Here is a 26,996-nt window from a genome sequence, read left to right as displayed (position 1 = left end):
CTGCCTTACATAACGAAGGAGGAAATTGGATGGAGAGTGTGGAGAAGCAACAGAGAGTCTCCCGAGCGAAGACGAGTCACATGTCCGAGAAGAAGAAAGATATGCTTTCCGGGTATCTCTATATCGCTCCCTTTTTTATCATATTTGGCATTATAGGTTTGTATCCTGCAGGTTTCAGCATCGTTCTTGCTTTTCAAAAGTGGAATGGTCTGGGTGAAATGGAGTTTGTAGGAATGAGCAATTTTATAATTGTTCTACAGGATCCGCTGTTTTGGAAGTCACTCTATAATACAGTAATTATTGGATTGATGGGCACTGCGCCACAGCTGATTGTCGGTATCATTCTAGCTTACTTCCTGAACCTTGCCGTCATCCGGTTCACTAACTTCTTCCGGGTGACGATCTTTATGCCGTATATCACTTCTATGGTTGCGGTTGCGCTCGTATTCGGTGTGTTTTTCAGCAGCAGCGAAACAGCTCTTGCCAATTACTTTATCGGTCTTTTCGGTATCGATCCTGTAAGTTGGAAAACATCGGAATGGGGGGCGAAGATCGCAATCGCTCTGATGGTTTTCTGGCGATGGGTAGGATATAACACCATTATTTACCTGGCAGGTCTACAAAGTATTCCAAAGGATCTGTATGAGGCTGCCACCATTGATGGTGCAGGGAAGGTGCAGCAATTCTTCCATATTACGATTCCATTGCTGAAACCGTTCATTCTGTTAACCGTCTTTATGTCTACGGTTGGTGCCCTGCAGCTTTTTGCAGAACCGACAGTATTCCTCGGATCTTCTGCCTTTAGTCGTGATGAAGCGATGACAGTGGTCATGTACTTATACAGGGATGCTTTTAATCTGGGTTCTTTCGGTACAGCATCGGCTACGGCTGTCCTTTTACTGATCATCATCATTGCAGCAGCAGCCATCAATACGTGGTTAACCTCAGGATTCAATCGTGAGAAGAAAAGGAAGGTGTCTTAAATGAGAAAACCGGCAGAAGGGAAAGGCGGAAGAGTCCCGATATATATATTACTGAGCTTGGCATCCTTGCTGTCTCTCTTTCCATTCTATTGGATGTTTGTTATGGCAACGAGACCGAGTGCTGCCTATAACTCGATCCCTCCGACACTGTTACCAGGGGATCAACTGGTCGAAAACTTTACCAAAGTGTTGGATACCATTCCATTCTTTCAAGCGATGTGGAATACGATCCTTTTATGTACGACTGTTACGCTTGCTGTCTTGATAATCAGTTCTTTAGCAGGCTTCGCGTTTGCTAAATTCAACTTCCCGGGCAAGAACTTTTTCTTTATCTGTATCCTGCTGACGATGGTCATCCCTCCCCAACTGGGATTGATCCCTCAATATTACCTTGTGTCGCAGCTTGGGTGGTTAGATACATTGTTCGGTGCAGGTGTATTGTTTCTGTTAAATCCGCTTGGCATTTTCCTTATGCGCCAATATATCAGTGAATCGGTTCCGGATGAAATTATGGAGGCTGCGAAACTGGACGGCTGCTCAAACTTCCGTATTTATCGAAGTATCGTCCTTCCGATTATTAAACCGGCGTTTGCTACACTTGGAATAATCGTATTCACTCTTGTGTGGGGAGAGTTTTTGTGGCAGTTCACCGTCTTAAGAGACCCGTCTTCTTACACGCTGCAAGTCGCTCTGGCATCCTTGAACAATGCATTCCGGGTGGATTTCGGTATGTTATTGTCAGGCGTATTCTGGGCGACCGTTCCGTTGATCATCATCTTCCTTATCTTTAATAAATGGTTTATATCCAGTATCACGGAAGGATCGGTAAAGTAATCGATCCATTATGTTAAATATTCCAATTGTTGATACAATAGAAACATAGTTTTTACAGGAAAGTGTCTAAGGAGAGAATACAAAACCATGGATTTAACGATCAGGGATATCGCGAAGATGGCCGGTGTATCACCGGCTACTGTATCAAAAATTATTAATAATTACGGTGGCATCAGTGATTCAACAAGGCAGAAAGTCTTTAAAATCATCGAAGATACGAAATATCAGCCCACTTTTTCAGCCAAATCACTGGCTACAAAGAAATCCAACTTGATCGGTCTGATCTATGCGGGGAAAATCAACGTAGATTTCAAGCACCCTTTCTTTAACGAGGTCGTCAACTCTTTTAAGAAAACGGTAGGCGCCCTTGGGTATGATTTACTGCTCTTCTCAAATGAAAAGATTTATGAAGGGGAGAGCAAGTATTTGGAAAGATGCAAACACTTCCATGTCGATGGTTGTTTGATTATTGCTGGAGATGAGATTGAAGATGCGGTCCACGAGATCGCAGCAAGCGACATCCCCTGTATCGGAATCGATTTAAAATTGGAAGGCCCCCGTTCCAGTTACATCATGACAGATAATGCAAAAATCGGCTTTAATGTAGTCGAATATCTGTATTTAAATCAGGTTCGGAATATTGCTTACATCGGAGGGAAACAAGACTCTTTAGTATCCAGTATCCGTAATATCGGATTCGTGGACGCTATGAACCAATTTGGTCTGAACGTAGAGAAGGACTGGATCCATTATGGGGACTTCTTTGAAGACAGCGGGTATGACGCGATGAAGAAGATTCTGAATGGAGGAAGGCTTCCGGAAGCCGTATTCGCCGCTTCTGATATGATGGCTCTTGGTGCTTTAAAAGCCATAAAAGAACACGGACTCTCCGTACCTCATGATATACAGCTGGTCGGCTGCGATGATATCGAGGCTTGCCGGTATAGTGATCCGCCGCTTACCACTGTAAAGCAGGATAAACAGAAACTTGGAAAACTTTCTGCATATATGCTGGAAGATTTAATGAAATCAGATCATGCCATTCAGGCAGTAAAAGTAGACCCTGAACTGGTACCGCGGGCAACGACAATCGAACGTTGAGTCATTATTTATGGAGGGGATAGCATGACAACTATAAAGTTTCCTGAAAGCTTAAAATGGGGTGCCGCCACGGCATCTTATCAAATCGAGGGTGCGGTGGAAGAAGGAGGCCGTACCCCTTCTATATGGGATGTGTTTTCCCATACGCCAGGCAACGTAAAAAACGGGGACACCGGTGACCGTGCATGTAACAGCTACCATTTATACAGGGAGGATGTCCGACATTTAAAAGAACTAGGCGTCGATCTTTACCGTTTCTCCATTTCATGGTCGCGGATATTTCCAGACCGAACAGGAATCCCAAATAAAGAAGGGGTCGACTATTACGCTTCCCTTGTTGACGCACTTATTGCAGAAGGTATAGAGCCGATGGTCACCCTATATCACTGGGATCTTCCTCAATATCTTCAGGAAAACGGCGGATGGGAAAGCAGATCTACCGTTGATGCGTTCGATACATATGCGACATGCATGTTCCAATTATTCGGAAACCGCGTGAAGAAGTGGTTAACAATCAACGAACCTTGGTGTGCATCCTTTCTTTCTAACTTCTTGGGTGTGCATGCCCCCGGGAAAAAAGATCTGCAGGCGGCGGTGGATGTCTCTCACCATTTGCTTCTTGCACATGGGAAAGCGGTAAAATCATTCCGGGAAGAGGTTCCGGACGGGGAAATCGGCTACGCTCCCAATATCGGCTGGCTTGAACCATATACTAGGAAACAGGAGGATGTTCATGCCTGTAAGCTCGGGATGATGTGGCAGAAGGAATGGTTCATGGATCCTGTATTCAAAGGATCATATCCAGAAGAGTTAGTCCAACTTTTCGCTGGACACGGGGCACAGCTCCGGTTGATGGAAGGGGATATGGATACCATTGCCCAGCCTATCGATCTTATGGGAATCAATTTTTACACAGGGAGTCTCGGTCGTTACCATGAAGATGGCGGGATGTTCCAAGTAGAGGAGGTTCCTCTTGATGAAAGAAGAACGGATATAGGGTGGCCGATCTATGCAGAAGGTTTTCATAAAGCATTGACGGATATTCATCAAACTTACGGGAATGTTCCTATCTACATTACGGAAAATGGCGCATGCTACAATGACGGTGTCAAGGATGGAAGGGTTCATGATCAGGAGCGGATTGATTACTTAAAGCAGCATTTGACCGCACTGGATCGTTCCATTCAATCCGGAGTTCCGATCGCCGGTTATATTGTATGGTCGCTCCTGGATAATTTTGAATGGGCGGAAGGATATGATAAGCGGTTCGGGATCATTCACGTAGACTTTGAAACATTCAAAAGAACGAAGAAAGACAGCTTTTACTGGTATAAAGAAACCATTAAGAATAATTCGTTTAACCGGTAAAATTTTTTCCGTTACGAAATCGATTTCGTCTTAAAAGAAAACGACTTCCCTTAAGCTTTTGATGGGGGACGTTGCGGAAGTACATCACATTCATATAGATGATGTGACCCTCCAGATTCAATAGAGGAAAACCGTTTCCTGACCTCGGGAAACGGTTTTTTTAAAAGCTCAACCATTTGAATGGACGGACCATATGGTTAAAGAGAAGAGGTGATCAAAAAGTGAAAGAATTTAATATCACGAGCAGGAGACTTATATCCCTGGTTAGGATACCGCCTTTGTCAAGCGACATACGATTACGGGAGCGGCCAGCATCCAGGTCCATTCGATAAGTCCTATCTCTTGTGCCCGGCTGTCATCCTTGAATTTACGGTTGACAATAACATTTTCTCCATAATGCTCGTGGGTAATGGTGAAGATTCGAATTGACCATCCAGGTCTTTGTTGATATAGTTCTTATATTCATCAAAGGAGCATGCTCCCACAGAGTCCTGCCATTTTCATAAGACATATGCAGAATGCGGATACGTGCAGAAAGCTGAACCTTTGCAAACGATGCAAGGGTTTTTTATGTGGGGCATAAGGAAAGAAGGGGAAAAATGGACTCATTATGGATAGAATATGCTTGGACCCTGGTTATCCTCATTGGTTTAGAGGGTTTGTTGTCTGCGGATAATGCCCTTGTGCTTGCCGTTATCGCCAAACACTTGCCGGATGATCAGAAAAAGCGGGCCATTAACTATGGAATTATTGGTGCCTTTATCTTCCGGTTTATCGCACTTTTTGTTATTTCATTTATTGCAAACGTTTGGCAGGTTCAGGCTGTCGGTGCTGTGTACCTCATCTACTTAGGTCTGAAAAATATTATTGGTAAAAAAGAAGAAGACCAAGAGGAAGAGTTGTCTTCCGGACAAGGGTTCTGGCCGACGGTTTTAAAAATTGGTGCAGCGGATTTAGTGTTTGCTATTGATTCTATTCTTGCTGCTGTGGCTCTCGCATTAGCATTGCCTAATACCCCCCTACCGGAAATCGGAGGAATGGACGGCGGTCAATTTTTGGTTGTACTTGCCGCCGGTGTTGCAGGATTGATCTTAATCAAATTTGCTGCTACCTGGTTTGTTAAACTGCTGGATAAGCGGCCGTCTCTGGAAACTACAGCCTACCTTATTGTCGCATGGGTTGGTGTGAAACTTGCTGTTATTACACTTTCTCATGAAAACGTTGGTGTTCTCGACGAGCATTTTGCACATGGAGCGGCCTGGACCATCACTTTTTGGACGGTTCTATTAGGGGTGGCAATAGGCGGTTGGTTCTACTCCGGGAAGAATAGAAGAGAAGTAAATAGTTAAAGAGTTAGCAAAGACGCAGGGGTGAAGCTGTGTCTTTGCTTTTTTTCGATACGTTCGCATCGATTCGGTTGGAGGGCTGCCTATCGAGGGTAAAAGGAGGATACCTTATCCGCAGTCACCCGATGAACCTGTGAGTGTAATAGACTCATCCAAGTACGGATAGGTGTTAGCTCACGTCTGATAGGATAAATGTCTAAACTAAAAGGAGAAGATCCTGTCGTTAGCTATGCTATTATTACAACAGTTATTTACAAAATGTGCTATATTTTTGTGAGGAAATCTTACAATAAATCTTTGTCCAAATTAAAGTTTCCTGTATGATACGATGTGGTCATCCATAAAACACATGCCATTTCTGCTGGTGTAATGCAGTCCAGAACGAATTTTCTTAATTATCTGATCATTATAGAGGTTAGATATAACTAGGTATGGAGCTATATAGGGATAGGTTTGCCTATCGTCCGTTAAGGGAATCAGTTTTCCACAGCAGAAAGGAGAGGTCAGTTTTATGGATCAAATCACTGTTCACCATTTTAATCAATGGGATGATTTCGAGCAAAAAGTGTTGGTGGAAGGAGTACTCGTTTTTCCAGAGTTAGAAGCGGTATTGCGCCAATATTTATTAAGTCAGCCCCGGGAGGTTATGGAATTTAAGGAGTGTATAATAAAGGAAGAGGAAGGCATTCGAAATGTAGAGGTTGCTTTCCACGATCATCGTTCAGACTTTTACATAAGGTTGTGGGGGCAGAAATCAATGAAAGATGATGCTGTTTTGGAAATGGTTGTTGACGCAGTCGATCTTCGTACTAAGGAAGAAATTTATAAGCGGCAGCTGGTTTGAATCCTGTATCCTCTGTGAAGACCAGCACATTTATTCGGAAAAGAAGGCGTGACACGTCTTCTTTTTGTTTTGTGCACTGTTGTGAAGGGTAGAGTTGGTTGAATTAGGAAGGGGGAATATAGATGAGACTTTCTGTTCAATTTCAAATACCAGCCACAAAATAATTCATCCTGTGTTAAAATGTAGAAAGTTTTTGGAACAAATTACATAAGGAAGTGACAAATAGTGAAGAAATTCAGTATGCTTTTGTTGTTGGCTGTCGTTGCATTTTTCCTTGCTGCGTGCTCGGAAGATACGGCATCAACGAATAACGAAAAGACGGCCGATGAGGAAACGGACCAGAAAGTTGAAAAGAAAGAAGCGGAGCCGGAAGAGGAAGAACCTGAAACTCCTTACAAGGCATTGGAACCAGCAGAAGGGTCCGAGCCGATTGCTGATGGTCTCACCGAAGAGGAGAAAGAGAAGATGCCGGCCGTTCAGGCGCATGGCGGCGAACGGGAACGTATGGTGCCTGTAGGGCAGACGCTTGTTAAGGGTGCAGAAGATAAATCGGATGGACCGTTGAAAGATCATAGAATTGTAGCTTACTATGGTCACCCAAACTCTGAGAATATGGGTATTCTTGGAGAAATGGAGCCGGAAGCACTGATGAGCAAATTGAAGGAGCAGACACAGGCTTATTCCGATGCGGATCCTGAGCGGCCGGCCATACCAATGATTGAGCTGATCACTACGGTGGCACAGCGTAATCCGGGCGAAGAAGGAAAATATTTTCACATGACTTCTCCGGAAGATATTGACCGTTATGCAGAACTGGCGGAAGAGAACGATGCACTATTAATGCTTGATGTGCAACTTGGCACAGATTCGGTTATGAACCAAGTGAAATTGATAGAGAAATGGCTTAAAATGCCGAATGTACATTTAGCAATTGATACGGAATTCCACGTTGCTGAAGGAGAAACACCCGGAATTAACCTGGGACAGGTCGATGGTGCGGAAGTTCAGGAGGCGGTAGAATACATATCGAAAATGGTGGAAGAGAACAATCTCCCTGATAAAATCGTACTTGTTCACCAGTTTATGGACGAGGCTCTGACTAATAAGGACGCTATCCAGCCCACGGATAATGTCGAAGTTGCGCTAAACTATGACGGATGGGGAGCCGCTGGAACGAAGATGAGTCTATACCGCAAATTTGTTCGGAATGAGGCCGTTCAATATGGTGGATTCAAAGTCTTTTATAAGAAAGACGAGCCGGTACTGACCGCAGAAGAAGTATTGAAAATGGATCCGAACCCGTCCATCATTAACTATCAATAATTTACTAAAAATCCCCACTGCTTAAGCAGTGGGGATTTTCCTTCTTCATAGTTCTACTTTAATGTCGTATTCCTTCATCCATTCATTGATCTGAATCAAATAGTCGAATAGAGATTTAGCAGCATTGGCATCGATATCCGTCGCTTTTTCTTCTGCAATGCTGCGAATTTTATCCGTATCGATAAAGGCAAGGACAGGAGAATCAGGATCATCAAGGATTCTAAGCATCCAGTTTCTCACCCCTGCCAAATATTCTTCATCTTTCGTACTTGGGTAGGCACTCTTTTTGCGGTATCGTACATCCTCCGGCAAATAGTCGGCAAGGGCACGGCGCAGAATTCCTTTTTCTATTCCATCTACGTTCTTCATTTCAATCGGTACATTCCATAGGTACTCTACAAGTCGGTAGTCACAGAAAGGAACGCGTACCTCAAAGCCTGTCATCATACTGGAACGGTCTTTTCGATCCAGCATGAAAGGGAGAAAGCGTGTAATGAACATGTAAGACATACGTCTTTGTTTTGCCTGTGTCTCTGTTTCGCTATCAAGCGTCGGCACTTCTTCGAGTGCTTCCTGATAGCGTGCTTTTTGATAGGCGGGAATGTCTAATTTTTCTTTCATATCGTCGGAAAGGATGCCGGATATCCCCTGCATGTTCAATAACCAAGGGAACGTGTCTGCATCAAGAAATTCTTCTTTATGAAACCATGGATACCCACTGAACACCTCATCCGCAGATTCACCGGATAGAGCAACCGTTGCGTCTTTTTCCATTTCTTTAAAAAGGAGGTAAAGAGAGGTTTCAATTTCTCCGACACCCGGAAGATCTCTTGCTCTCATCGGAACTAATAAGTTGTTCACAAGAGACTCAGCGTCAAGGATGATCGATTCATGGTTTGTACCTGCATGTTCGGCTACTTTCTTGACCCATGGCTCGTCTTTGTCTACGCGCAGGAAATCCTGAGCAAAGCTGTCGTCGCTGTTTTCAAAATCCATAGAGTACGTATGAAGTGTGTTCCCGGTCTTCTCCAGCTGTTTAGATGCAATGGCTGTCAATCCGCTGGAATCCAGGCCGCCGGACAGCATAGAGACGACAGGTCGATCCGCATATAATTGGCGGTTTACCGTATCTTCCAAATACCACTTGATGTTCTCGACCGTTTCATCCAGGTCATCTTCATGTGTTTTACTTTCTAACTTCCAGTATCGTTCCGTGTGACGCTCATCTTTCGTAAAAAGAACGTAGTGGCCGGCACGTACTTCTTCGATATCCTTGAAGACACCTTGTCCCGGCGTGCGGATCGGCCCGAGACCGAATACTTCAGATAAACCGTTCTTATCAATAACAGGTTCGATGGAAGGGTGAGCGAATAAAGTTTTCAATTCGGATCCGAAAATAATTTCTCCATCCCTGTTGGCGAAGTAAAGTGGTTTTACGCCAAGATGGTCGCGTCCCAACATCAGTTGGTCTTTGCGTTCATCCCAAATAGCGAAAGCGAAGATCCCGTTCAGATGATGGACACAGTTCTCTTCCCATTCCAGATAGGAATGGAGGAGGACTTCCGTATCGGAGGAGCTTTGGAAGGTGTGACCAAGCACTGTCAACTCTTCGCGAAGCTCTTGGAAATTATAGATTTCCCCGTTGTAGGAAAGGGCGACTTTATTTCCGTCTGCTTCGTAAATCATTGGCTGGAGGCCGCCTTCCGGATCAACGACAATCAGACGACGATGACCGAAAGCGGCTTGTCCATCAAGCCAAAAACCATCGGCATCCGGTCCTCTGTGAGTAATGGATTCTGTCATTTCTTTCAGTGTTTTCTCTTGATTCTCTAATAAACGGGTCCATGAGACCCATCCTGTAATTCCACACATGATGTAACCTTCTTTCATAGCTGGTTGATTTGCCGTAAAGAAACTTTTTCAACGGCATGCTTGAATAAATAGTTGTATGTTACAACTTTATATTTGTATGATACAACTATAAGATTTTAACCGTCAATGAGACATTTGGTTGAGTTTTTTGTTAAGAGAGGGAGAAAGTAAACAGGGATTTTCCTACATAAGGAAAATCCCTGTAACATTTATTAGATCCATTTTACGACATTATCGATTGGGCGGCGTGTTTTTTTCGGTTGTTCTTCGTTCCTGTAACCGAAAGCGCACATGACAGACAGTTCAAAGCTTCCATTATCCAGAAGTCCTTCTTCTTCAAGAAGATCGTGCATTGCTTTTATCGGAAACCCTTCAATTGGACAAGAATCAATTCCGATCTCAGCCGCTGCTGTCATCATATTTCCCAATGCAATATAGGTTTGTTTACCTGCCCAGTCAAGTAGGGCGCGATCTGTATCTAATTGGAAGTCCTGCTTCTGGAATTCTTCTATTCTGCCTATGAATTTTTGAGCATGTTCTTCCGGCATACCTTTTACTGTCTTTAACTGATCTTTCAAATAATCCGAGTCGAATCGTGTGTCCTTTCCCGTTCTGGAAAGATAAAGGACAAAGTGGCTTGCATCCGGCAGCTTTCCGTATGCGCCCCATGCAGTCTCCTTAATCTTCTGTCTAAGTTCTTCGCTTTCAACAACGACAAAACGCCAAGGTTCATACCCGAATGAACTTGGGGAAAGTCTGCCGATTTCTAAAAGAAATTGAAAGTCTTCATCGGAGATTTTTTTATCTGGATCGAAATTCTTTGTCGCATAGCGGAAGTGTGCTGCTTCTAACAGTTGTTGCTTCTTTTTTTCATGTACAGACATGGTAGTATCCCTCCTTGGAATTTGCATACGTAATATAACACAAATTCCTTATACCATTCCTCTTATATGCTTGGTTCCGGGTTTGACAGGTGAAGAAATGAAGCTTGTTAAAGAAGTTTTAAGGAGACGGCTGGTGAACCTGGTTATGGTTTTTGGATTGAATTTCCTGACCGCTTAAACTTTCTCCAAATACTGAAAGAAGCTTCCTTGTTAAAGGAAGCTTCTTTCTAATCAAAATAATTTAGTTGTCCAGTCTTCGCAGTTCCAAACATCCGTGACGATGTCCTGATAAAACTCAGGTTCGTGGGAGATGAGGAGTACGCTTCCTTTATAATCTTTTAATGCCCGTTTCAGTTCATTTTTAGCATCGGCATCCAAGTGGTTGGTCGGTTCGTCAAGTACAAGCAGGTTCGTTTCTTTGTTGATTAACTTGCAGAGTCGGACTTTGGCTTTCTCTCCACCGCTTAACACTTGAACTTTACTTTCGATATGTTTTCTGGTGAGTCCGCACCTTGCTAAAGCAGCTCTTACTTCATACTGAGTGAAGTGACGGAACTCCTCCCATATTTCTTCGATGCACGTTTGACTGCCAATGTCTTTCTGCTCTTGTTCAAAGTAACCGATATGAAGATGCTCGCCGAGTTCGACCGATCCGGAAACAGGACTGATCTCTCCGAGAATACTTTTCAGGAGGGTCGTTTTTCCAATTCCGTTAGCACCGGAAAGGGCAAGTTTCTGGCCTCGTTCCATAGATAAGTTGAGAGGCCGTGATAGAGGTTCGTCATAGCCGATGACGAGATCCTTTGTCTGGAATAGATACTTGCCGGGAGTGCGAGCCTGTTTGAAGTCAAATTTCGGCTTTGGTTTTTCGGCATCCAATTCAATGACATCCATTTTATCCAGTTTCTTTTGGCGGCTCATTGCCATCTTACTTGTTGCGGCATTTGCTTTATTACGTGCGACGAAGTCTTTTAAGTTAGCGATTTCCTTCTGCTGTTTCTTATAGGCGGAGGCAAGCTGCTGTTTCTTCATTTCATATACACGAACAAATTCATCATAATCACCAGGGTATCTGGAAAGTTCCTGGTTTTCCATATGATAAATGAGATTAACCACGCTGTTCAGGAATGGAATGTCATGAGAGATGAGAATGAATGCATTCTCATATTCAATCAGGTAATTCCTCAACCATTCGATGTGTTCCACATCCAAATAGTTGGTTGGCTCATCAAGAAGAAGGATATCCGGTTTCTCCAATAGAAGCTTTGCAAGTAACACTTTCGTTCTCTGGCCGCCGCTTAGATCGTGCACATCCCGGTCGAGACCTATTTCATCCAAACCGAGTCCATTAGCCACTTCTTCCACTTTTGCGTCAATCGTGTAGAAATCGTTATTTGTCAATGCGTCTTGTAATACACCTGTTTCTTCGAGAAGGTTCTCCAGTTCCTCAGGATCCACTTCTCCCATTTTTGCAAACAGGCTGTTCATTTCTTCTTCCATATCAAACAGGTATTGGAAGGCGGTCCGCAAGACATCGCGGATGGTCATTCCCTGTTCCAAGTCGGCGTGCTGATCTAAATAACCGACCCGGACCCGTTTTGCCCATGAAATGTGGCCGGCATCTGGCTCCAGTTTTCCGGTAATGATATTCATGAAGGTTGATTTACCTTCCCCGTTTGCACCGATCAACCCTATATGTTCGCCATTAAGCAGGCGGAAGGATACGTCTTCGAAGATTGCTCTGTCCCCGAACCCATGACTTAAATTCTTTACTGTGAGTAAACTCATCTGTTAACACCTTTTCTTTAGTTAAAATTCATTCTTTCTCATTATAAAGGGCGTCCGGATGGATTGAAAGGAGGGAATCCCTCTATTCGTACAAACCGAGTAAAATGGATTGCTGCCGGGAACGTTAAAAAGAAAAAGGAGAGATGGTGGAATGTATGATTGTATCGTAATAGGAGGCGGCATAGCCGGCCTCCAGTGCAGCATCATGTTGGGAAGGTACCGAAGAAAAGTTTTAATCATTGATGCTGGCGGTGGAAGATCTTCCTTATGCCGGCAATACAATAATATTCTCGGCTTCCCGGAGGGGATCAGTGGGGAGGAATTAAGAAAGGATGGGTGGTTACAGGCTGCACGTTACAGTGTAGAACGGAAGGAAACCATGGCCGTATCCTTAAGTCAGGAGTCAGGGAGTTTCGAAGTGGAGACGAGAGAAGGGGTACGATATAAGTCAAGAACCGTTTTGCTCGCCACGGGAGTGGAAGATAATTTACCCGATATAGCCGGTCTCTTTCCATGCCTCGGTCGTTCTATATATGTTTGTCCGGATTGTGACGGGTATGAAATCACTAACAAAAAGACGGTTGTCATCGGCTCAGGAGACGCAGGAGCCCGCATGGCCGAGACACTTATGTATTGGACGAAAGACTTAATAGTCATTGATCACTTATCAAAGGAAATATCACCGGTTTTTGAAGAATTATCGAGAATGGAAGCAATTCCTGTCATACAAGGGAAAGTAGACCAAATTGAGCAGAAGGATGGAATAATGGCAGGATTGAAATTGGATTCAGGGAGAGTATTGAGAGCGGAAAAAGCATTTCTTGCCCTGGGGGGAAGCCGCCCTGTGACGGCTCTTGCAGAAAAACTGGGAGCCATTGTGACAGGCAGCGGACCGGTAATGACGGATACAAGAACAACCGCTACTAATATTGAGGGTCTGTTTGCTGCAGGCGATGTATCTATTCATTCTCAGCTTGCGACGGTAGCCATGGGGGAAGGGGCCCAGGCGGCGATTTGGATTCAAAAGTGGCTTCGAAAAAGAGAGTGAAACGTTGAGCATTTACTTTGATTTTATAAAAAAATTCCGATAATCTAAATGTATCATCTCTTTTGCCTCTTTCTTTCCACAATTACTATATGACCTTTTAAGGAGCATCCAAAATTCCATGTTTTTTGACTCTTATGGACCAAATACCATCCTGTTATTAACCGCTCTTTTATTTTTCAGCGGTGTACTCGTCGCTAAATTCTCCAGTCGCTGGGGCATACCTGCTCTGATTCTTTTCATAATGGTGGGGATGCTGTTCGGAAGCGACGGGCTGGGGATTATATATTTCGATGATGCCAAAACCGCGCAGACCATCGGTGTTTTTGCACTTGTAATCATCCTCTTTGAAGGTGGTCTACATACAAAATGGGCGACGGTCCGTTCGGTTGCGCTGCCATCTTTGTCTCTCGCTACCATTGGTGTTCTGCTCACTTCCCTGATGGTGGGGATAGCTGTTTATTTCCTTGTCGATTTTACTCTGCTGGAAAGTCTTCTCTTCGGTGCCATCGTTGGTTCTACAGACGCTGCAGCCGTATTCGCCTCTTTAAAGGAAAGAAATATTAAAGCTAAAATGGGAGCAACATTGGAAGCTGAATCAGGAACAAACGATCCGATGGCCGTATTTCTGACCCTTTCCCTCATTCAACTGATCACCCAAGAAGGGACCTCCATTTGGATACTGATCCCGGAATTTTTCCTGCAGATGGGCATCGGCATTCTATTTGGTGTCGGTCTAGGAAAATTAGCATCTCTGTCCATCAACAAAATCAAACTGGATTCTAGTGCACTCTACCCGGTACTATCGGTTGCCTTTGCACTTGCGACCTACAGCGTGACGGCCTATATAGGAGGAAGTGGGTTCCTTGCTGTATATGTGGCAGCATTAGTGATTGGCAACAGTGAATTGACTTATCGTTATTCCATTTTCCAATTTAATGAAGGGTTTGCCTGGATGGCACAGATTCTCATGTTCGTAATCCTCGGGCTGCTCGTATTCCCGCAGGAGCTTTTCTCCTCCGGTATCATCCTTAACGGCTTGCTCATTTCCATCGTTCTTATCCTTATCGCAAGACCACTGGCGGTTTTTCTTTCCTTGATCAAAATGAATTATACGGTCAAAGAAAAGCTGTTCATCTCCTGGGCAGGGTTGCGGGGCGCTGTACCGGTTGTGCTTGCAACATTCCCAATTGTCGATGGTTTGGAAAACAGCCAGGGAATTTTCAATCTTGTATTTTTCGTCGTACTGACTTCTGCACTGGTTCAAGGATCAACCATCAATTATGTAGCCAATAAGATGCAGTTGGTCGGGCCGAAAAAGGATGTCCCGCACCATTCGATTGAGCTTATATCAATGGGGAAGGCGAAGGCGGAAATGATACAGTACCAGACGAATGCAGAGTCTGTCATTGTGGGACAGAAGCTGCGTGATGTCCAATTTCCAAATCGAGCTAATATAAGTGCGATCATACGCAACAATGAAATTATTACCCCGTATGGAGAAACGGAGATTCATGCTGGAGACTTCCTGTATATTCTCGTTGAAGAAAAGCATAAAGAAGAACTCAAGAAGACACTTGAGCAAAAACGTGCCAAACAATCTCAGGCCACATAACAAAAGGACCCTTTTGGGGTCCTTTTGTTATGTGGTTTTACTTTAAGTTCTTTTTGATGTATTTTATTGTTTTTCTGAGCTCATTAGGATGGGGGCGACCAAATGGGCTTGTCTGTCTCTGCTGATATAGGACTTTTCCTTTCTCATCCAGTAGGAAATAAGCCGGTTCGCCGTGGGTACCATGATCTTCATAGGGAGCCTGCTCGTCATGGTAATGAACGCCGTAGGAGGATGCGAATTCCAGATCTTCGTCCACCAGAACGGGGAAAGTAAAGCCATGGTCTTCCACCATTTTCTCCAAATCTTCCACACGATCCTGTGTAATTGACACCACACGGACGTCATGCTTCTTAAAATAGTCCAGGCTGTCCTGGAATTCATCCAATTCGCTCATGCAGGCAGGGCACCAGGAACCACGGAAGAATGTAATCAGGTACCACTGATCCTGAGATTCCAGCGCCTCGGAGAGGCTGAAGCTGCCACCGGATATTTTCGGTAATTTGAAATCAGGCGCGTCCTGATTCAGTTTGAATGTTTGAGTCATTGAAATGACACTCCTTCCCTATTACGTACGACATCCTTTACCCTGTTTCTTTTATAGTTAACCTATGTAGTGTGGAAGCATGTCGAAGAGCGGAGCAGTAAAGACCGCTCCGCTTCATGGTTTACTTAACGTACGCTACTCCAACGATGATGAGAAGGATGAACAGCACGACAATCAATGCAAAGCCGCCGCCGTAACCACCACAGCCGCCGCCATAACCTCCGCATCCGTATCCGCCGTAACCTCCCCAGCCGAATCCGCCATATCCGAAGCCCATGTAAAACACTCCTTCATTAATAGAATAGAGGCAATGAATACCAGCCTCACTACTCTTATACTATGTAGTCGCCTTCGATTCGGGTGTGTGCTCGTCTAGAAGTCTTCAAATAATTACAATAATTTTGGTATAATAGAAAAAAGAGGAATAGAAAGGGGCGTGGATGTTGGATATTAATCAAGCAAGAAGGGAATTGGCGGACTACAACAGGAAAGGGGTTCCTGTTTTATGGAGTGCACTCCTTTACTGGACGGCCCTGCTTCTTTTATCTTTCTTCATTACGGACGAAAAGCTGCTTGCCATCATTTATTTGTACGGCACCGGGTTATTGCTTCCGATCGGTGTCCTGTTTGCTAAATGGATGGGTATCGAGCTGTTTCGGAAATTAAATCCGCTTTCCGGACTTTCCGGTGTCCTGGCAGCTGTTCCTGCAATAATGGGACCTCTCACCGTGTACATATTTTTCTCAGATCCAGGGGCGCTTCCTTTTGCCATTGCTATTATCACAGGCGGCCATTTCTTTCCGTTTGCGTGGCTGTATGAATCAAAAGCTTATATTTTCCCCCCCGTCGCAATGATGATTTTCTGCTTAGGCAGCATAATCGTTTACCCCGAGCTTCAATTTCTTCTTGTTCCAATCATTGTGATTGTATCTATCTCCGCTATCATTGTTGGAACAAAGATGGAGTCAAGAAACAAAAAGCTGGAAATGGACGGTTATTCTGCCGCTGATCCAAAAAAGGAGAGAAGGATATGACGTTAAAATATATAAAGGAGGAAAGCCGGACTCTGATCGGCTTCCATATTCTGTGTTCAGAAGCTGCTTATGGAAAGGAAATCGCTTCTGCCTCCCGTGTTCTTTCAAAGGAATTTCCAGCTTCCACATGTCAAATCGGAGCATTCATTCCTGGTCCGTGCGAAAAGGATGAGGATGGGTATTGGCTTGGGGTACCTCTAGAGGAGGCGGGAGAAAAAAGAGCTGGAATGTCGGTACTTACAATACCAGCCCAGACTTACGCCGTCATGACGCATACGGGCTCAGGTGTGGATATTCGACGTACATATGAAACTTTACATTCTATTATGGATGTAAACGGCTACGAAAGGATTTTTACTTCTTTTTGTATGGAAGTTTACCGGCGGTGGGGTAACCAAGAAGAGCTTGTTGTAGACCTGTATGAGCCCGTCGCGACGGAGGGAGGATATCATACATGATTAAATGGAAGGAAGAAAGGAAGCTACAGGAGAACATCGAGGACGTCTGGGTGTTGTTTTCCGATGAAAATATAAAGCGTATTATGCCTAAAGTGGTCGAACACCAGCTGATAAAAGGAACAGAAACAGAGGCAGGCGCAGTCCACCAACAGACATATAAAGAAGGAGATCGGTTGGAATCCTATGAAGTAAGGACGCTCGCATATGAGGACATTCCACAAAAGAAACATAAAAAAATTCAATTTGTAATCAGCGGTATGTTTGAAGTGACGGCTGATTTTCAACTACGTGAATCCGAAGACGGGCTAACGATGTTTCAATATTCGGGCCGAAATAAGGGAATCACCGTTTTATCAAAACTGATGTTATTATTCGCCAATAGAAAAGGGAATGCACGTGTTGTTAGGGAATTCATGGATCGTGTGGAAAGAGAAGCGGAGATGAAACATTAAAGAAGCTGCCTCAATGAGGCAGCTTCTTTCGTGTTAAACGGTAACGGCTTTGCCATGGTATGCAGCGGTGAATAGATCTTTCATTTCTTCTTTGGATGTTTCACGCGGGTTGGTGCCCGTGCACGGATCCTCCACAGCATTTTCGGCCATTTTGTCCACGTGGTCATGGAACAATGCTTCTTCAATGCCGAAGTCCTTCAAGTTGTTCGGCACTTCCATTGCCTTATTTAAATCCCGGACCCACTCAATGAGAGAATCAACAAGCTCTTTATCGTTACTTCCGACAAGGCCGATTCGTCGAGCGAGTGCAGCGTATCGATCTTCTACTACGGAGCGGTTGAATTGGATGACATAGGGAAGGTAGATACCATTTGCACAACCATGCGGGATTCCGAATGTAGGTCCGCTTTTATGAGCCATACTGTGTACATTCCCAAGCACAGCATTAGCGAATGCCATACCAGCCATCGCTTGAGCGTAATGGACTTTCTCACGTGCTGCTTCCTCCCCGTTATAAGAAGCCAGCAGATTCTGATTTAATATGTCCAGTGCTTCGATGGACAGGGAATCGGTGAATGTAGTCCGTGGTTTAGCTACATAGGCTTCAATACTATGGGTCACTGCATCCATTCCACTGTATGCAATGACCTCTTTAGGCATGGATTCCACCATGACCGGATCGATAATCGCAAGGTCGGGAGTGAGCTCGAAGCTTGCGAGAGGATATTTGACGCCGGTTTCTGAATCGGTAATGACAGATAGGTTGGATATTTCAGAGGCCGTTCCGCTTGTCGTGGGAATGCCTATGAATTTGGTTTTATTCCTTAGCTCCGGAAGCTGAAAAGGTTCTACAGCTTCTTGGAAGGTCAAATCCGGATGTTCGTAAAAGAGCCAAAGGGCTTTTGCTGCATCCATCGGAGAACCGCCGCCTACTCCAATGATCCAATCAGGGGCAAAATCATTCACCTCGTCCAGATACTTATTTATTAAATCAGTCGAAGGTTCTTCTGTGACGCCTTCCAAAACTTTCGTTTCCAAGCCAGCCTCCGATAAGTATCCTTCAATTTTATCCAGGTTTCCGTTCTTCTTGACGGAGCCTCCTCCGATTACGATCAATGCTTTCTTTCCTGCTACCGTATTCAGCACTTCCAATGCGTTCTCGCCAAAATATATGTCTCGGGGTATGGTAAATCGGTTCATTATACATCCTCCTATGCTGAGTTTCTTGCCTACCTTCCTGTGCATTGCCGATTGCTGATACATGTAAACATAGCAATATGGAAAAAAGGAACATTCAGACCATTTGTCTACCATGTACCTAGGTAATAAGGGGTGAAATGAAGCTTATTATATCGTGATTGCGAGTATTTAACTTCCAAAACACGGAAAGTATTCGTATAATGTTCATTATAATTAACAAGTGAGGTGATGGGATGCTGCAACTTGTGTTCATCCTTGTTGGAGTCCTTTTTGCTCTTCAAGTTTTTTTGCTTTGCTATTTATTGGTTATGAAAGCAAACAGATTGAGGATCCAGGAACACCGGAATGACCTTTATGCTTTTTACTATGGTAGTTTTCGATCCTTCCTTGCCGGTGAGGAGGAAGAGCCGGAGTACATCATGTCAAAAACAGACAAGGTTAACCTGATCGAACGAATGCTCAATGATATCGTCGATCGCAAGGACCCGGCTGTTTCAGAAGAGCGGGTGGAAGAATCTTCTCATAAACACCTTGCTCAGTCCTACCAGATTTTACTAAAGAAGGGAAGCTGGTCTCAGCGCGTAAACACTCTGTTCTACATAGAAGACTTTCATATGACCCAATTAAAGGATGACGTATGGGAACATTTCCAATCGTTAAGAAAAATGGATGAAGAATATCGTCAGACCCTAAGGACAGCTGCTGCACTTGGGGATGAGAGAGTCATTCGAGTGATTCTTGAAACTCCACACATGACTCAGAGGCTTGCAAAGCAAATGCTCAGGCGTATGCCTGCTGATTTTCTTAGTACATTAATCTATTTGATAGAGGAAGGAGCGGATACAAAAAGAGATGTAATTATTGGAATCCTTACCTACTGCGGAGAAACAAAAAATCAGGAACATGTCGCTTTTATTAAGGGATGGCTTCAGGATGAGGATAAGGAAATACGTTTAAAAGCACTTCGCAGCTATGCTGATGCGGATGCGGACGTGGAAATGAGCGTAATCGCCTCTTTCTTCCAATCAAATTATTGGGAGGAACGAATGTTAGTGGCACGACTTGCAGGCATGCGTAGAGTAAAGGAGAGCAGAGAAGCGCTTCATGATCTGACCGGGGACAGAGAATGGTGGGTGCGGTACACCGCATGTCAAGCTATCCGGCAGCTGCCTGCCGGACAGGATATGTTGGCTCGTATAGCGGAGGAGCATCCCGATGGTTTTGCTCGTGATATGGCTCGTCAATTTATGAGCATGAAAGTGAGGGAAAGCGTATGATGCAGGAAATATTATCGGTTATCGTAGATGTAACTGCGGTGTTTGTCATTCTCTATATGGTAATCGTTGCCGTATTATATGGCGTATTATTTCTTCTCGCCGGGCCGAAAATTAAAAAGGAGAAAGAGCTGGACAGGGAAGAATTGATTGAAGACACGGCTGTTAATACAGATACGTTCCCTGTATCTGTTCTCGTGCCGGCTTATAATGAAGAAGTGGGTATTCTTAATACGGTGGAATCGATGCTTGCTTTACACTATCCTCAATATGAAGTCATCGTCATTGATGACGGATCCAAAGACCGGACGGCAGAGAAAATGATCCATACGTTCGAGATGGAGCCGTTTAATCTAGCTACACGACGGCACTTTCAAACGAAGGATGTGACCGCTGGGTATCAATCCACTCTTTATCCTCATGTCTATCTATTAAGAAAAGAAAATGGAGGAAAAGCCGATGCCTTGAATGCCGGCATTAATTTCTCCAAGTATCCCTATTTTGCAGCTATCGACGGTGACTCTTTATTAGACAGGGATGCCTTACTTAAGACGATGAAACCGATCATTGACTCAAACGGGGAGGTGACCGCTACTGGGGGGACCGTCCGGATCGCCAACGGATCCCTTATCGTGAAAAGTGTGGTGGAAAAGATCGGTCTTGCCAGAGAACCGATGGTGCGAATGCAGATCATTGAGTATTTTCGAGCATTCCTGATTGGGAGACTAGGCCTCAGCCGTTTAAATATCCTGCTGATTATATCCGGTGCTTTTGGTGTGTTTGAAAAGAAACGGGTGATTAAAGCCGGGGGTTACGATACGAATACAGTTGGAGAGGATATGGAATTGATCGTTCGTATGCACCGTACTATTAAGGAAGAGAACTCAAAGCAGCGAATTGAATACATTCAGGATCCTGTATGCTGGACAGAGGCTCCATCTACGATCTCCTCTCTTCGTGCGCAAAGAAAGCGCTGGCAGCGTGGGCTTGCAGAGACAATATGGAAGCATCGGGACATGCTTTTTAATCCTAAATACAAAGGAATTGGAATGTTTTCTCTTCCCTATTATCTCTTCGTCGAATTGTTGAGTGCGGTTTTCGAATTACTGGGGTATGCCATTATCGTAATCGGTTTGATTTTTTCCTTTATATCTATTGAAGTGAGTATTGCTATGGGGCTGTTAACCATATTCTATGGTTCCATGTTGTCCTCACTGGCGGTCCTTCTTGAAGAGTGGACCTATCACAAGTACCCTGATTTGAAAAGTGTCGTCGTGTTATTTCTTTACGCACTTACAGAGAGTTTCTGGTATCGGCCTATGCTTGTTTGGTGGCGCGTCGCAGGCCTTTATCAAGCAATCCGTAAGAAAAAAGGAAGTTGGGGAGATATGAATCGGAAAGGTTTATCTCAAACCAATGCAGAGTCTTAGTCCCATGGTTTCCTATTTTCATGGTTATAAAGCGATAAGACGGTGCTTTCCTTGGGGCGCTGATAAAACAAAGAACCACAGTGGTTTACTGTGGTTCTTTGTTTTATTTCACATCTTTAAATAGCTGCTGGATGATCGAGTAGGAGTCCTTCAGCCGCTCTTCATATTGTGGAAGGTCCCAGTTGTCCCACGTGTAAAGAGACGGCCCGTCAGGAAATTTCTCTACGTTTGAATTGTCATCTGTAATCGCGGCAGCAACTTCCACCCCGTCCACTTTGATGGAGGCGTCTATTCCGTTCTTATATATATCCCCCATAAACTCTTTCTGACTGGGGTCTTTTGCGTTAACGAGCATCCACGGTATACGGATTTCTATTCGTCCATCCTTTGTGAAAAAGTAGTCGGCGAGGGAATCGTAATCATCTGCATTTGGATTTCCGTTTCCAAAGCGGAAGACGCCCGTTTCGTAGGATTCAAATGGAATCTCTTCTCCAGTATCCGGACGGACAAGTCCTTTGTTCAAGGCGAGATGGATGGGGCGGAAAATCTTCTCTTTCCTCTCCAGTTCTTTCTCCGGTACCTTGACCATGTTCAAATCTTCGGTGTAGTGAAACAGGAATGGATCATAATCCCCGGCTGTTTCGAGGACTGCCTCATCCTTTCCACGAATCGTCAGGCGGAAGTCTGCTCTCATCGATGCGTCACCAAAGACATCGATGCCCTTTTCCGGCCTTATGCTGAAATAAAGGTTGATGTGATGATTGTCCCAAAACGTATCGGAAAGTGTCTCAAGCTCGGTTTTTATGTAGAGGTAACGTTCATCATGGTCTACCGCTAAGCTCTGCAGGCTGCCTTCATTTTTGGAAAGGAGCGTTTTCGATGCATCCCAATCGTTCTTTCCGTCGACTTTAATTTTGTGTCTGTCAAAACTTAGTAGTCCGAATTGTTGTTCGTTAGTCTGCGCGTTGGACCAATAGGGGCGTCTGTCCGGGTTATCATAATCCATAGTGTTCCACGTCCGTTTAAACCACTCATCCTGCCAAGTAAAGATAAGTCCTCCCATCATATTTTCTTCCAGGATATCTTCATAGAGCCGTTTGACAATCTGCCCTTGCTCTTTTTCGGAGTGAAAGCCCTGGTTCCAACCGAAAGGGTTACGATGGGTTAGACCCCGGGATGCAGGAACTCCGAATTCCGCAATCAGGACCGGCATATCATTCGCTTCGGATAAATCATGCAGGTAGCCTGCATAATTATTACGTTCACCTCTGTGATCCAAATACTTTGTGTACTTTTCTTCCAGGTTCATAAAGTCAGGGTAATAGGGGTAGACGTGATAGGAAGCGAACATTCCCGGTTTTGTACCGGCTCCTTTTCGGTGAATGTGATTGGGATCTATAGACGCCAAATCCTCTTCTTCCAACGGCTCTGCCGGCTGATCTATGTGATCTGTGGTTACCCAGTTCGTAAAACTGATGGGACGCATGCTTTTGTAATTTTCGCTTTCATAGGCTGTGAGGGTTTCCAGTTGGACGGCAAGCCAGTGTTCCATCGGACTCGCGCCTTCAGTGAAAACATACTCTCCGTCGAAGTCACCAAGATCAGGATACCCGCGATCCATAGAATCCACCATTTTAGGGTGCCATTCAATTCCGATAATCCAACCGATCACATATGGGGAAACATCGATGTCATAAACCCCGGATGCATGTCCAGGAGAAGGTTTTACTTCCGCATGACCGTGAATGGCATCGGCTATTTTCTTCATTTCGCTTTGAAAGGAATCTGTTATTTCTTTATGAAAAGCATCCTCTGTTTCCTCTAGCGGAGTTTCATCGACCCATACGCCGTGCAGGACATAGAGCGGCTGTTCTGCCTGAGCATTATAGGCGGCCAGTGCTTTGTAAAAGCCCGGGGGATGAAGGGTATAAATCCGTATGGCGTTCGCGTTCATGTCCCCAATCTGCTGGAACCAACGCAGGTATTCATCCTCGTCAATAGCTGCTTCACCAGGAAAGTGCCCAGGCTTGCCCATACCAATGTTCACCCCTTTAATGGTAATAGGCACCCACTTTCCATCCTTATATACGTGCATTCGGTTATCTTCTATTTTGGATGGATAAGACAAGTCGTCGACAGAGGCCAGTTCCACTTTCTTCATCTCCTCATTCAAAGATTTGTTCGATGGAAGCTTACTTTCCGGCTCGGTTGAGAGATTCTGCCAAAAAAGAACGCCCCCTGTCACGATCATTACAGCCAAAAAAAAGAATATAAGTAAGTTTTTCAAAAAAACAGCTCCTTAGAGGAAAAAATTTCTACTTTTATATGTTCATTATAATAGCTCGTGATAAAATTGGGTAGATGGATGGATGATTTTAAGTGTTCACGTAGTAAGGATAGATGGATGACAGGAGAGATTACAGGGATGGTGTATATATTGAAAGAATTAGTGGCTAATTTAGCAATTATGATAGCCGGGTTCTATCTGGCAGGAAAAATTATTAAAGAACCGATCGGCAGGCAGTCAGGCAGATGGGATCGATGTCTTATGAGTGTGTTAGCAGCGGGTATAGGCTTGGTTCTCATGTTCTTCTCTATAGAAGTTGGAGACAATATCATGATCGACCTCAGGCATATTCCAATCATTATTCTTGCTTACTATGCAGGGTTTGTCCCGACGATGGTATCTGCCGCGCTGATCGGCATATCCCGGCTTTTATTCGGTTTCGATGAGACGTCGCTTTTCGCTTTAATGACTACTCTTATCTTCGGTTTGATCGTAGGAGTTGCCAGCAGATTTATTTCCTTAGGGACAACCAAAAAGATATCCGTCCTGAACATCATCAGTCTGCTGATCATCAGTACACATTTGTATGTAGTTATGGGAGGAGATAGGGAATATTGGGAAGTGTTGATATATTATTGGTTTATTGCTGTTCCAGCCGGCGTTTTTGCAGCAGTTTTCTTTCAGGACATCCAATATTCCAAGCGCATGTTTCAGCAGTTGAAAAACGATTCAAAGACGGACTTCTTAACCGGTTTAAGCAACGTACGTCACTTTCACTTTACCCTGAACGATTTATTTAAGAAGAGCGGTAATCAAGTGAAAGGTGTATCTTTACTGCTCATGGATCTTGACCATTTTAAACGCGTTAATGATACATACGGACATGACGCCGGGGATGCCGTCCTTAAACAACTGGGTGGGCTTCTGCAGGCAAATGCCAGACCGACAGACCAGATAGCAAGAAACGGGGGGGAGGAGTTTTCCGTGCTGCTTCCCGACTGTTCTAGGAAAGATTCCTTGGAAATTGCAGAAAGAATCCGGGCCGCGGTGGAAAGGCACCGTTTCGTGCTGCCGGAGGGAGATGAAATCAAACTTTCGATCTCAATAGGGGTCAGCCAATTAGAAAAAGAAATGAAGAAGCCGGATGATTTATACAAGAACGCAGATAAAGCTTTATATAAGGCAAAAACCACTGGCAGGAACCGGGTCGTTTACTGAATAAAAAAAGGAGCCTCTATGGCTCCTTTTTTGTATGGATTTTATTTGAGTATTTTAGAAGACTTTATCTCCGTTAAAGATCGAGTTCTTCACAATGACATAGTCGACGTGGCGGATAGCGTTTAAGTCCGTGCCTCCTGCGTAACTGACAGCTGATTGTAGATCCTGCTCCATTTCGTCAAGTGTATCCTGTAGGTTTCCTTTGTGCTCTACATGCATTTTCTTGCCTTCTACGTTCTTTTTCTCCCCTTTTTGGAACTCAGACGCAGATCCAAAGTATTCTTTATACAATTTTCCATCTACTTCGATGGTTTCTCCTGGAGATTCTTCGTGCCCGGCAAATAAGGAACCGATCATGACCATAGAGGCGCCAAAACGAACAGATTTTGCAATATCTCCGTGGGTTCGGATTCCTCCGTCAGCGATAATCGGCTTCTTAGCAGCTTTGGCGCACCAACGAAGAGCTGCAAGCTGCCACCCTCCGGTACCAAAACCGGTCTTTAATTTCGTAATGCATACTTTCCCCGGGCCGATCCCTACTTTAGTTGCATCCGCTCCGGCATTTTCCAGTTCCCTGACTGCTTCCGGAGTACCGACATTACCTGCAATAACGAAAGTCGACGGTAAATGTTCCTTTATGTGTTGAATCATTTCAATAACAGCTGTTGAGTGTCCGTGTGCAATATCAATGGTAATAAATTCTGGAACAAGACCTTTATTTGCAAGGCCTGTAATAAATTCATATTCTTCATCCTTCACCCCGACACTTATGGAAGCGATTAAATTTTTCTGCTTCATCGTGTGGATGAATGCTTCCCGTGTTTCCGGCTGGAACCGGTGCATTACATAGAAATATCCGTTTTCCGCGAGGGTCGCAGCGATGGATTCATCGATGATCGTCTGCATGTTTGCAGGTACTACAGGAAGTTTAAATGTGTAAGACCCTAAAGTAACGGAGGTATTACATTCTGAGCGGCTGTTCACTATACACTTAGCAGGAATTAATTGAATATCTTCGTAATCAAATACATTTTCCATTTAAAACACTCCTAAAACCGAATGTTATTCGATTTAATATCTTTTATCGTTCGTACATATTGTAATTTACAGCATTTTCTTTTGAAAGTCAAAATAAAAAACCTCCAAGGAATGGGAGGTTTTTTATGATTTCATTCGCTTCATGAAGTTTTCCAGATGATCTCTCGATTTCAAATTCTTGTTGCACGTTTGACTGTCTACGCAAATATAGTTACCCCGACTCACCATTTCACCATTTGTTTGTCGTGATACGACGGATGTAAGAAGTCCCACATTTCCCTGTTCATGACAAATGGAACAGATTCCATGCTTAACGGATGATGAGAAATGTCCGGATAAACCAACCAGTCTGTCATCGATTGTAGTAACGATAAATTTCTTTGCTGTTCCATAATCATTCCATCCTATATACGACAGTTCCGTCCACTCCAGCTTATTAAGGTCTGGAATAGTCAATTTCTTTGTTTTAGGAAAAAGCAGCTGGATGGTTTCCTCTGTGATATCTGCAAGTGGATTAACATATTGCTTGATACGAGAAAAATAAAGGATGGCATCCGTTTCATCCTGCACATTTTTTATTTGATCTATAATTTGCTTTTGAGGCAGTGTGAGGCTTTGAAAAGCTTCAAGAACTTTTTCATGGGTCATCTCTTTCAAAGCATTGGTGACGGCAGCATCGTTCGAGATGAGGTTGTTTTTATATAAATGATGTGCACAAGACTGAATGAAATGGTATTGGTCGGGACGAATGAATTTTTCCATGAATCCTGCCTCCGTTCATTGTGGTGACTCTTATTATTTCAGGTCAGGGACTTTCTATCAACTTATTCACCTTCTTAAAAAGAATAGTTTGTTTTATGTATGCAGAACAGGAAATTGAAACAAGCTAGGAAGAAAAACTGATGAAAGGGGAAGAACTATGATTTTTCGAAATTTCCGTAAGTTTAAAGAGGTGTGGTTTCTCCTGTTTCTGCTTTCTTTTACGATCTTACATAATATAGCAGATCGAATCTTTAAAGAGGACTGGAATTCTACTGCTTATCTGTTTACCTTTTTCC

23 protein-coding genes and 1 pseudogene are annotated in these 26,996 nt (G+C 44.0%); 15 read left to right on the top strand and 9 right to left on the bottom strand.

The window, feature by feature from the left end:
* The first annotated feature begins 29 nt into the window (after window positions 1–29).
* The 7 genes from AXG56_RS06345 (at window position 30) to AXG56_RS06315 (ending at window position 7,799) form a co-directional block, all read left to right on the top strand.
* A complete protein-coding gene (locus tag AXG56_RS06345) occupies window positions 30–983 on the top strand; it encodes a carbohydrate ABC transporter permease (RefSeq protein WP_062513640.1) in 954 nt (317 codons plus the stop codon).
* Window positions 984–1,817 (top strand): carbohydrate ABC transporter permease, encoded by an 834-nt coding sequence (locus AXG56_RS06340; protein WP_008639859.1) that lies wholly within the window; start codon window positions 984–986, stop codon window positions 1,815–1,817.
* A 45-nt stretch (window positions 1,818–1,862) separates the two neighbouring features.
* The gene (locus AXG56_RS06335) at window positions 1,863–2,918 is read left to right on the top strand and encodes a LacI family DNA-binding transcriptional regulator (protein WP_255358519.1); all 1,056 of its coding nucleotides are present in this window, start codon (window positions 1,863–1,865) and stop codon (window positions 2,916–2,918) included.
* Between the two features lie 24 nt (window positions 2,919–2,942).
* Window positions 2,943–4,286 (top strand): GH1 family beta-glucosidase, encoded by a 1,344-nt coding sequence (locus AXG56_RS06330; RefSeq protein ID WP_062513637.1) that lies wholly within the window; start codon window positions 2,943–2,945, stop codon window positions 4,284–4,286.
* Between the two features lie 599 nt (window positions 4,287–4,885).
* Window positions 4,886–5,635: a TerC family protein gene (locus AXG56_RS06325; protein WP_062513635.1), complete on the top strand. Its 750-nt coding sequence runs from the start codon at window positions 4,886–4,888 to the stop codon at window positions 5,633–5,635.
* A gap of 508 nt (window positions 5,636–6,143) precedes the next feature.
* On the top strand, window positions 6,144–6,476 hold the full coding sequence (locus tag AXG56_RS06320) for a hypothetical protein (RefSeq protein ID WP_008639852.1): 333 nt from the start codon (window positions 6,144–6,146) through the stop codon (window positions 6,474–6,476).
* A gap of 225 nt (window positions 6,477–6,701) precedes the next feature.
* Complete coding sequence (locus AXG56_RS06315; protein WP_062513633.1) at window positions 6,702–7,799, top strand: hypothetical protein; 1,098 nt, start codon at window positions 6,702–6,704, stop codon at window positions 7,797–7,799.
* Between the two features lie 45 nt (window positions 7,800–7,844).
* On the opposite strand, the gene asnB is transcribed toward AXG56_RS06315, so the two are convergent.
* The 3 genes from asnB to AXG56_RS06300 form a co-directional block, all read right to left on the bottom strand.
* Window positions 7,845–9,671 carry an asparagine synthase (glutamine-hydrolyzing) gene (asnB, locus tag AXG56_RS06310; protein ID WP_026577275.1) on the bottom strand — a complete coding sequence of 609 codons (1,827 nt, stop codon included), beginning with the start codon at window positions 9,669–9,671 and terminating at the stop codon, window positions 7,845–7,847.
* 212 nt (window positions 9,672–9,883) lie between these two features.
* Complete coding sequence (locus tag AXG56_RS06305; protein ID WP_026577276.1) at window positions 9,884–10,555, bottom strand: NAD(P)H-dependent oxidoreductase; 672 nt, start codon at window positions 10,553–10,555, stop codon at window positions 9,884–9,886.
* 231 nt (window positions 10,556–10,786) lie between these two features.
* Window positions 10,787–12,343: an ABC-F family ATP-binding cassette domain-containing protein gene (locus AXG56_RS06300; RefSeq protein ID WP_008639841.1), complete on the bottom strand. Its 1,557-nt coding sequence runs from the start codon at window positions 12,341–12,343 to the stop codon at window positions 10,787–10,789.
* 151 nt (window positions 12,344–12,494) lie between these two features.
* On the opposite strand from AXG56_RS06300, the gene AXG56_RS06295 reads away from it, so the two are divergent.
* A complete protein-coding gene (locus AXG56_RS06295; protein WP_062513630.1) occupies window positions 12,495–13,391 on the top strand; it encodes an NAD(P)/FAD-dependent oxidoreductase in 897 nt (298 codons plus the stop codon).
* Window positions 13,392–13,509: 118 nt separating this feature from the next.
* A complete protein-coding gene (locus AXG56_RS06290) occupies window positions 13,510–15,003 on the top strand; it encodes a potassium/proton antiporter (RefSeq protein ID WP_026577278.1) in 1,494 nt (497 codons plus the stop codon).
* 37 nt (window positions 15,004–15,040) lie between these two features.
* Here the strand turns inward: AXG56_RS06290 and AXG56_RS06285 are convergent, their stop codons facing one another.
* Entirely contained in the window at window positions 15,041–15,547 is a 507-nt protein-coding gene (locus AXG56_RS06285) for a peroxiredoxin (RefSeq protein WP_008639674.1), read from the bottom strand.
* A 121-nt stretch (window positions 15,548–15,668) separates the two neighbouring features.
* Window positions 15,669–15,749, bottom strand: a pseudogene (locus AXG56_RS19745) (YjcZ family sporulation protein); the annotation flags it as partial.
* Between the two features lie 241 nt (window positions 15,750–15,990).
* On the opposite strand from AXG56_RS19745, the gene AXG56_RS06275 reads away from it, so the two are divergent.
* From AXG56_RS06275 to AXG56_RS06265, 3 genes are read left to right on the top strand one after another with little or no spacing between them, the layout of a single operon-like run.
* Window positions 15,991–16,581: a hypothetical protein gene (locus AXG56_RS06275; protein ID WP_153017406.1), complete on the top strand. Its 591-nt coding sequence runs from the start codon at window positions 15,991–15,993 to the stop codon at window positions 16,579–16,581.
* Window positions 16,578–17,039 (top strand): GyrI-like domain-containing protein, encoded by a 462-nt coding sequence (locus tag AXG56_RS06270; RefSeq protein ID WP_062513625.1) that lies wholly within the window; start codon window positions 16,578–16,580, stop codon window positions 17,037–17,039. The genes AXG56_RS06275 and AXG56_RS06270 overlap by 4 nt, the downstream gene beginning before the upstream one ends.
* Window positions 17,036–17,491: a hypothetical protein gene (locus tag AXG56_RS06265; RefSeq protein ID WP_062513623.1), complete on the top strand. Its 456-nt coding sequence runs from the start codon at window positions 17,036–17,038 to the stop codon at window positions 17,489–17,491. The genes AXG56_RS06270 and AXG56_RS06265 overlap by 4 nt, the downstream gene beginning before the upstream one ends.
* A 33-nt stretch (window positions 17,492–17,524) precedes the next feature.
* Here AXG56_RS06265 and AXG56_RS06260 read toward each other — a convergent pair whose 3' ends face one another.
* Window positions 17,525–18,691, bottom strand: a complete 1,167-nt coding sequence (locus tag AXG56_RS06260) for an iron-containing alcohol dehydrogenase (RefSeq protein WP_062513621.1) — start codon at window positions 18,689–18,691, stop codon at window positions 17,525–17,527.
* A 233-nt stretch (window positions 18,692–18,924) separates the two neighbouring features.
* Here AXG56_RS06260 and AXG56_RS06255 point away from each other — a divergent pair, with 233 nt between their 5' ends.
* Both AXG56_RS06255 and AXG56_RS06250 read left to right on the top strand, forming a co-directional pair.
* Window positions 18,925–19,968 carry a hypothetical protein gene (locus tag AXG56_RS06255; RefSeq protein ID WP_062513620.1) on the top strand — a complete coding sequence of 348 codons (1,044 nt, stop codon included), beginning with the start codon at window positions 18,925–18,927 and terminating at the stop codon, window positions 19,966–19,968.
* A complete protein-coding gene (locus AXG56_RS06250) occupies window positions 19,965–21,395 on the top strand; it encodes a glycosyltransferase (RefSeq protein WP_062513618.1) in 1,431 nt (476 codons plus the stop codon). The genes AXG56_RS06255 and AXG56_RS06250 overlap by 4 nt, the downstream gene beginning before the upstream one ends.
* A gap of 103 nt (window positions 21,396–21,498) precedes the next feature.
* Here AXG56_RS06250 and AXG56_RS06245 read toward each other — a convergent pair whose 3' ends face one another.
* Window positions 21,499–23,682, bottom strand: coding sequence for a hypothetical protein (locus AXG56_RS06245; RefSeq protein ID WP_235601467.1), 2,184 nt, complete (start codon window positions 23,680–23,682; stop codon window positions 21,499–21,501).
* A 138-nt stretch (window positions 23,683–23,820) separates the two neighbouring features.
* On the opposite strand from AXG56_RS06245, the gene AXG56_RS06240 reads away from it, so the two are divergent.
* On the top strand, window positions 23,821–24,900 hold the full coding sequence (locus tag AXG56_RS06240) for a diguanylate cyclase (protein ID WP_008639691.1): 1,080 nt from the start codon (window positions 23,821–23,823) through the stop codon (window positions 24,898–24,900).
* 54 nt (window positions 24,901–24,954) lie between these two features.
* Here AXG56_RS06240 and guaC read toward each other — a convergent pair whose 3' ends face one another.
* Together guaC and AXG56_RS06230 are read right to left on the bottom strand one after the other, a co-directional pair.
* The gene (gene guaC / locus AXG56_RS06235) at window positions 24,955–25,938 is read right to left on the bottom strand and encodes a GMP reductase (RefSeq protein WP_062513616.1); all 984 of its coding nucleotides are present in this window, start codon (window positions 25,936–25,938) and stop codon (window positions 24,955–24,957) included.
* 123 nt (window positions 25,939–26,061) lie between these two features.
* Window positions 26,062–26,700, bottom strand: a complete 639-nt coding sequence (locus tag AXG56_RS06230) for a FusB/FusC family EF-G-binding protein (protein ID WP_062513614.1) — start codon at window positions 26,698–26,700, stop codon at window positions 26,062–26,064.
* Window positions 26,701–26,996: the final 296 nt, after the last annotated feature.

The sequence above is a fragment of the Halobacillus sp. KGW1 genome (assembly GCF_001592845.1).
Taxonomy (GTDB): Bacteria; Bacillota; Bacilli; order Bacillales; family Halobacillaceae; genus Halobacillus.
The sequence above is the reverse complement of the archived record's forward strand: the minus strand, read 5'-3'. Positions and strand labels throughout refer to the sequence as shown.